Source organism: Lutibacter sp. (assembly GCF_040883305.1).
Taxonomy (GTDB): Bacteria; Bacteroidota; Bacteroidia; order Flavobacteriales; family Flavobacteriaceae; genus Lutibacter.
In genome coordinates this window covers 1-7,279 of record NZ_JBFLKT010000266.1, presented here as the reverse complement: position 1 = coordinate 7,279, position 7,279 = coordinate 1, and the positions used below count along the sequence as shown (strand labels likewise).

Genomic DNA, 7,279 nt, shown 5'->3' with positions numbered 1-7,279 from the left:
GTTACAAAATAATTAAAATATTATAAAAGCTCAGGTAAATTTTTTACTTGAGCTTTTCCATTTTAAAAATTAAAATAATGAGTACAGAAAAAAAATCGTTTTTTGGAGTAATGAAGTCTTACAATAAGAACTTCTGGGTAGCAAGTGTAATGGAACTTTTTGAACGTTGGGCATGGTATGGACTATTTGCCGTATTAGCACTATATCTTACTGGATCTACTGATGATGGTGGATTAGGTTTTACACACACCGAAAAAGGTCAAATAATGGGTATTGTTACTGCAATATTGTATTTACTTCCTATGATTACTGGTGTAATAGCAGATAAAATTGGGTATAAATTGTCATTAATAATTGCTTATATTGTACTTGGTTCAGGATATTACTTTATGGGTGAAGTTTCTAGTTACACTTCTGTATTCTTAGTATTCCTTTGGGTTGCGGTTGGAGCTGCAATGTTTAAACCTGTAGCTTCGGCTATTATTACAAAAAACACAGACAAGTCTAATTCAACTTTAGGATTTGGTATTTTTTATATGATGGTAAATATTGGTGGTTTTATTGGACCGGCATTTTCATCAACTTTAAGAACACAATACGGTTGGAAAATAGTTTTTCTGCAAGCAGCAATTGTAATTGCCATAAACCTTTTAATTTTAATTTTCTTTTATAAAGAAGGAGAAAGAGTTAAAAAAGTAGAATCTATTAGTGAAGCTATTAGCAGTTCTTTAAAAAATATTTGGGAAGCTGTTAAAGATAGCCGTTTATCTGTATTACTTGTAATTATGGTTGGTTTTTGGACTATGTTCAATCAATTGTTTTATACATTACCTACTTTTATTGAAGATTGGGTAAATACAAAAGCGTTACACGATTCTATTGCTCAAGTATCACCTTGGATAGCAAGTGCTATGAGTGGTGGTGGTGATTCTGTAAATCCTGAAATGCTTATTAATTTAGATGCTGGGTCTATTATTTTATTTCAATTAGTTGTTTCATATTTTGTTTTAAAAATTAGACACGTAAGTGCTATGATTACAGGATTTATTATAGCTTCAATTGGTATTGGGATAACTTTTTATACTGGAAACGGACTTTATACTATTTTAGGTATTATGATTTTTGCAATTGGTGAAATGATGACAAACCCAACATTTTCTTCATTTATAGCTTTAATTTCTCCAAAAGGAAAAGAAGCACTTTATATGGGAACCTATTTTTTACCTATCTTTTTAGGTAACTTTTTAACAACTTTTGTTTCTGGTAATTTATACCAAGCATGGTCAGATAAATTAAGTTTATTGCAAACTGAAATGACTAATAGAGGTGTGCAAATGCCTGAAGTAACCAAAGAGTTTACTAAAAATGATTATTTTGCTTTGGCTTCTGAAAAATTAGAAATGACACAAACTCAAATGACACAGCTTATTTGGGACACCTACAACCCTAATAAAATTTGGTATGTAATTGTTGGAATTGGAATAGTTACTATTTTGGCTTTGACAATTTACGATAGAGTTGTTATTAGACCAAAAGAAGCAGCTCAAAAAGCAGCTTAATTTAAATTATTTATTCTTATGAATTCATCAAAAAACGAATTTTTTGAAACCCAAGTATTAGGGCATCCGTCAGGATTGTTCGTCTTATTTTTCACTGAAATGTGGGAGCGTTTTTCATTCTACGGAATGCGTGCCTTATTGGTGTTGTTTTTAGTAAGCGCATTAGGAATTGGCGGTTGGGATTGGCCACGTGAAAATGCTTTAGCATTGTATGGAACCTATTTAGCATTGCTATATTTAACACCTATTATTGGAGGGACTTTAGCTGACAAATACTTAGGAAACAGACGTGCAATAATTATTGGAGCTGTTATTATGACCTTGGGCCATGCAAGTATGGCTATTGAATCTAATCCTTTTTTCTTATATTTAGGATTGGGTTTATTGGTTATTGGAACTGGTTTTTTTAAACCAAATATGAGTTCTTTTATTTCAATCTTGTATAAAGATTTCCCAGAAAAAAAAGATGGAGCTTACACTATATTTTATATGGGTGTAAACGCAGGTGCTTTTCTTGGAATTATGCTTTGTGGGTATTTAGGTGAAATTTTAGGTTGGAGCTGGGGATTTGGACTCGCTGGTATTTTTATGTTGCTTGGTTTATTACAATTTACATTTGCTCAAGGTATTTTTGGAGATATTGGAAAAAAACCAAATAAGATTGATAAAACAATTGAAACCGATGATCATACTGAAATTGAAGATAAATTAAACCCGTTTACTTTAATAGATAAAATTCTAATAGTTATTGTTTCTATAACCGGATTAACTTGGGTTATAAATGATCCATTATCTAAAATTGGTGATACTAATTTTTTAGAATTTTGGGGAACAGATTATTCTGGGCATACTATAATAGTAACCCTCATTTTATTTATTTACTTATTGGGTTCAAGAATTTTAAGATATAGTCCAATTACAAGAGATAAAATGTTGGCTGTAGTAGTGTTTGCCTTTTTTATTATATTCTTTTGGGCGTCATTTGAACAAGCAGGAGGATCTATGAGTATTTTTGCTAAAGATTATACTAGTAGAATTTTATCTGGTAGCAGTGCCTTAATTTTTAATATTATTGACATTATTATTACAGTTGTTCCTATTGGGATTATCACTTGGGTACTCTTTTTATTATTCAAACAAACCTTCAAAAAATATTTTATTTCAAATTTAATTTTAGCATTTAGTTTTATATTAATTTGGGGAATTGTAATCTGGAAAATATATAATAATTTCAACACATATTCATATGAAATTACGTATCAAACATATCATTTAAATGAAGATGATAAAAAAACGTTTACAATTACATCAGAAACAATAATTCCTGAAAATGCAATAGTTTCTGAAAAATCAACAGTAATTCGTTCTTCAAATGATTTTGTTAAAAACGACAAAATATCTATTATTGATATTGATAAAAAAGGTGTGAATTTTAAATATTTAACAACAGAACAAGCTGAGTTAATAAGTACAAACATTCCTGCTTCTATTAATCAGAAAAAAGAAAATGAAATTGAAATTCCTGCAACCTGGTTTTTAATCTTAAACTCGTTGTTTATTATTGCCTTTGCTCCGTTATTTTCTAAATGGTGGGAAAGTAAATACAATCCTAAACCAGCTAATAAATATGCTATTGGTCTATTTTTCTTAGGAATTGGTTTTGCATTTTTGGCTTATGGAGCATCTGGTATTCCTCAAGGTGCTAAAACAGCTTCCGTAAGTATAATTTGGCTTATTATGGCTTATTTATTTCATACACTAGGAGAACTTTGTGTATCGCCCGTTGGACTATCTTATGTTAGTAAGTTAGTACCTGCGCGTATGATTGCATTTATGTTTGGAGTATGGTATTTAGCTTTAGCTATTGGTAATAAAACTTCTGGAAAAATGGGATCAATGATTGATGATATTACAGCAAAATATGATATCTCAACTTTCTTTTTAATATTCACCTTTGTACCAATAATTATCGGAGTTATAGCACTTTTAATGAATCCTGTTCTTAAAAAATTAATGCACGGTGTTAAATAAATTTCAAAAAAGGTTGTAATTTTGGCAACGTTTTTGCGTCAAAATTAGAAGTCGCAAATTAAATAACTAAAAATGAAGAAACTACTTATATTAACAATTGCTTTTTGTAGCATCTCTGTATCAGCTCAAAAAATTAATTGGATGAGCCTGGAAGAAGCCGTTGCTGCACAAAAAGAAACGCCTAAAAAAATATTTATTGATGCCTATACCGTTTGGTGTGGTCCTTGTAAAATGTTGGATAAAAACACCTTTAGTAATAAAGATGTTGCAGCTTATGTAAATGAAAATTATTATGCTGTAAAATTTAATGCTGAAGGAAACGAAACTATAAACTTTAACGATCAAACTTTTAAAAACCCAAATTTCGACCCAAATAAATCTGGGAGAAATAGTTCGCATCAATTAGCTGGTTATTTTGGAGTAAGAGCTTATCCAACTATTATATTTTTAGATGAAGAAACTAATTTAATTGCTCCGTTACCTGGTTATAAAACACCTCAACAATTTGAGTTGTATTTAAAATTATTTAAAACAGATGATTATAAAAAAATAACGGCACAAGGTGATTGGGAAAACTATCAGAATAATTTTACGTATGAATTTAAAGAGTAAATAGACTCGCAAAAAACTATTAATCAGCGTATTAAATAGTTGCCAATGCGGATTTTACTTTTTTCAAGTAAAATGTGGCAATCTCACTATAAATAAACAGATTTCCACAGTCGTCCCTCCTTCGAAATAACGGAAACGACTGATATTCAGTTATATTCATGTTTACTTATATAAATTGGTTACCATTTTATTCTTTAAGTATAAAAGCTCCTTTTTGCATGGTATTGTAAAAAGGAGTTTTATTTTTCATACAGGTTTCCTCCCACTTGTCTGCATAACTTCTGTAGTTTGAAGCATCAGCAATTAAAATTTTTGGTTGGTGTATTTTTAACAAACGTTCTAAATTAATTTTTGGAGAATTATGCAATACAATAATGGAAGGCTTAATACTCTTAAAATTATACATTCCCAAACTATCAATTACCAAAATAGTTTCATTATTAAAGCGATACAAATTTTTAAAACCCTTAAATTTATTCGAATCATTTAAGCCTGTGCCTAAAACATAAGCCGTTAAACTGTATAAATTTTGAATTGAATCTTTTGAACTGTAAATACTTAAGTCCGTTCCAAACCTGCTCGCTAAAACGGAGGTTCTGTTTTCATTAAAAACAATAAATTCGTTAGTTGCTTGGAGCTTATTCTTTTCAAAAATAAGCACAGTTTGTACACTAATAAAAGCAAGTAAAACCAACACTAATCTATTGAATGTCTTCTTTTCTATCCATTTGAAACTTAAAAAAATAAAACTATAAAGTGCACACATTAAAACTAATGAAAGTGCAATATCTTTGATTATAAAAAAATGTTGATTTGCAATCCACTCCACAAAAGCATTCATTAACCTAATAATATTTATAAATATATCGGCTAAAAATTGTGGTAACAGTTCAAAAACTGACAATGCTATTACTACTATTCCAGAAATTAGAATAAATCCTAAAAAAGGAATAATTACTAAATTTGAAATAAAAAACAAGCCTGGAAATTGATGAAAATAAAAAATACTTAAAGGTAAGACACCCAATTGCGCTGCTAAAGAAACTGCAAGCAGTTCCCACATTTTAAAAACAAACCTATTTTTAGGAGTCCATAAATTCACAATTTTTGGCTGAATCCATACAATTGCAAAAACCGCTAAATAACTTAATTGAAAACCAACTTCAAACAAATAATAAGGATTAAAAAGCAATAAAAAGAACATTGAAATAACCAGCGTATTGTAAATATTTGAGGGTTTATTTAAATGCATTCCAATGGCAATTGCAGTAAACATTGTTACAGCCCTAACAACAGATGGCGATAAACCTGCAATAACAGCATACATCCATAACAAACAAATAATAAGTATGCTTGCAAGGACTTTTCCATTTTTTAAATAGTGAAAAGGTTTAAATAAGAACATCAGAATTAATAAAATAATGCCAATATGCAACCCGGAAACTGCTAAAATATGAATGGCACCTGCATCTGAATAACTTTCAAGTAAATCTTTTGAAATAGTTTGTCGTTGCCCCAATAGTAATGCATTTACAACAGCCAATTCGTTATCTTTAAACCCATTATTTATTAATGAAACTGTAACCTTCTTTCTAAATTTAGCCGCTAGACTTTTTATAGAATAAGCTGCTGTTGGCTTTTTTAGAAATTGATTGGTATCTATATATAACTGATGATAAATCTGTTGATTTTTTAAGTATTTTTTGTAATTAAATGCATAAGGATTTAAAGGTATATTTATTTCATAAAATGAAGCATTCACAACTAAATTGTCACCGACATTTAAAACAGTTTCAGTACTGTCTTTTTCAATATTAAGGAGTATGTTACCAAGAGTTTTAGAGTTTCGAAATTGAATTACTTCAGCTTCATATTTAAAATAATTTAACGAAGGTTTTAGTTCCTTTTTAATTGAAATTGTTGCAATGTTATTAGTTGAGACTTCAAAACTTTCTGCATTAGAATAATGTTGTTGTTGATGTAACTGATTTTTAAAGGTAATTGCAGAAATTCCGACAAAAAATGCAATTGCAAATACAAGACTTGTAAAAAATAAATTTGACTTTAGTTGGCGGTTTGTATAGACATATAAAATAAAAAGTACTACTAATAATAAAGGGATAATTTTAAACAACAAATTTGTTTGAAAATTATAGGTGTTCCCAATTAAAATACCAAGTATTAAAAAGAACGTTAATTGAACAGGTATAAACTTTAAAAACTTAATCATAGCACGATAAAGCTACAAAAAAAATATAAGTAATCAAGATTTATATATTCGTTCAAATTCTTCTACTAATTTAGTAAAGAGACTGCGTTAAGTAACAAAAGTAACAAAATGACTTATGTCACTCTCCAAATTGCTGCTATAAAGTAATTTTGAGTACTTATAAAAGTATCATATTATGAAAAAATTAATGTTCACAAGCCTAGTAGTTCTTTTAAATATATTTGTATCTATAGGTCAGGAAATAGCACCATATATAAAAGTTACAGAAACTTCCGAAGGAATAGATCAAATATCTGAAACCGTTATTGATGCATTAAAAAACAACAACTTTACTATTTTAGGAACCTACAATCCTTCAAACAAAAAAACGTTAAAAGTTATTGCATTTACTAGAACAGATTTAAAAAATACCGTTATTAAAATTACAGACAGAGGCGCTTTAGCTGCAACTTTTAAAATTGGATTGATTGAAGAAAATGGAAAAACAATTGTTTCTTATACAAATCCAGATTATATTCTAAGAGCTTATTTAGGAGCTAATTACAATACTTTTTCAGGTATCTTTAAAACATTTAGTTCCGATTTAAAATCAAGTTTAACTGCTGTTGGAAGTGATTTTACGCCTTTTGGAGGAACTGTTGCAGCTCATAAATTAGGGAAATATCATTATAAAATTATGATGCCTTACTTTTCAGATCCAGTTACTTTAAATGAATTTTCGTCTTTTGAAGAAGGTTTAAAAACTATCTCTGCTAATTTAGCTGCTAAAAAAGGTAAAACAGTTGAAGTTTATAGGCTTGTTTATACATCTGAGAAAGTAGCTGTTTTTGGAGTTGGATTGCAAAGT

General features: G+C 29.1%; 5 protein-coding genes. 4 read left to right on the top strand and 1 reads right to left on the bottom strand.

Going from position 1 to position 7,279, the window contains the following annotated elements; translation table 11 throughout:
• Positions 1-77: 77 nt before the first annotated feature.
• The 3 genes from AB1Z17_RS08335 to AB1Z17_RS08325 all read left to right on the top strand — a co-directional run bounded on the left by AB1Z17_RS08335 (position 78) and on the right by AB1Z17_RS08325 (position 4,202).
• Positions 78-1,559, top strand: a complete 1,482-nt coding sequence (locus AB1Z17_RS08335) for an MFS transporter (protein ID WP_368051343.1) — start codon at positions 78-80, stop codon at positions 1,557-1,559.
• An 18-nt stretch (positions 1,560-1,577) separates the two neighbouring features.
• Complete coding sequence (locus AB1Z17_RS08330; protein ID WP_368051342.1) at positions 1,578-3,590, top strand: peptide MFS transporter; 2,013 nt, start codon at positions 1,578-1,580, stop codon at positions 3,588-3,590.
• A gap of 72 nt (positions 3,591-3,662) precedes the next feature.
• A complete protein-coding gene (locus AB1Z17_RS08325) occupies positions 3,663-4,202 on the top strand; it encodes a thioredoxin family protein (RefSeq protein ID WP_368051340.1) in 540 nt (179 codons plus the stop codon).
• 187 nt (positions 4,203-4,389) lie between these two features.
• On the opposite strand, the gene AB1Z17_RS08320 is transcribed toward AB1Z17_RS08325, so the two are convergent.
• The gene (locus AB1Z17_RS08320) at positions 4,390-6,432 is read right to left on the bottom strand and encodes a ComEC/Rec2 family competence protein (protein WP_368051339.1); all 2,043 of its coding nucleotides are present in this window, start codon (positions 6,430-6,432) and stop codon (positions 4,390-4,392) included.
• A gap of 175 nt (positions 6,433-6,607) precedes the next feature.
• Between AB1Z17_RS08320 and AB1Z17_RS08315 the strand changes: the two genes are divergently transcribed.
• On the top strand, positions 6,608-7,279 hold a 672-nt coding region (locus tag AB1Z17_RS08315), incomplete at its 3' end, for a hypothetical protein (RefSeq protein WP_368051338.1).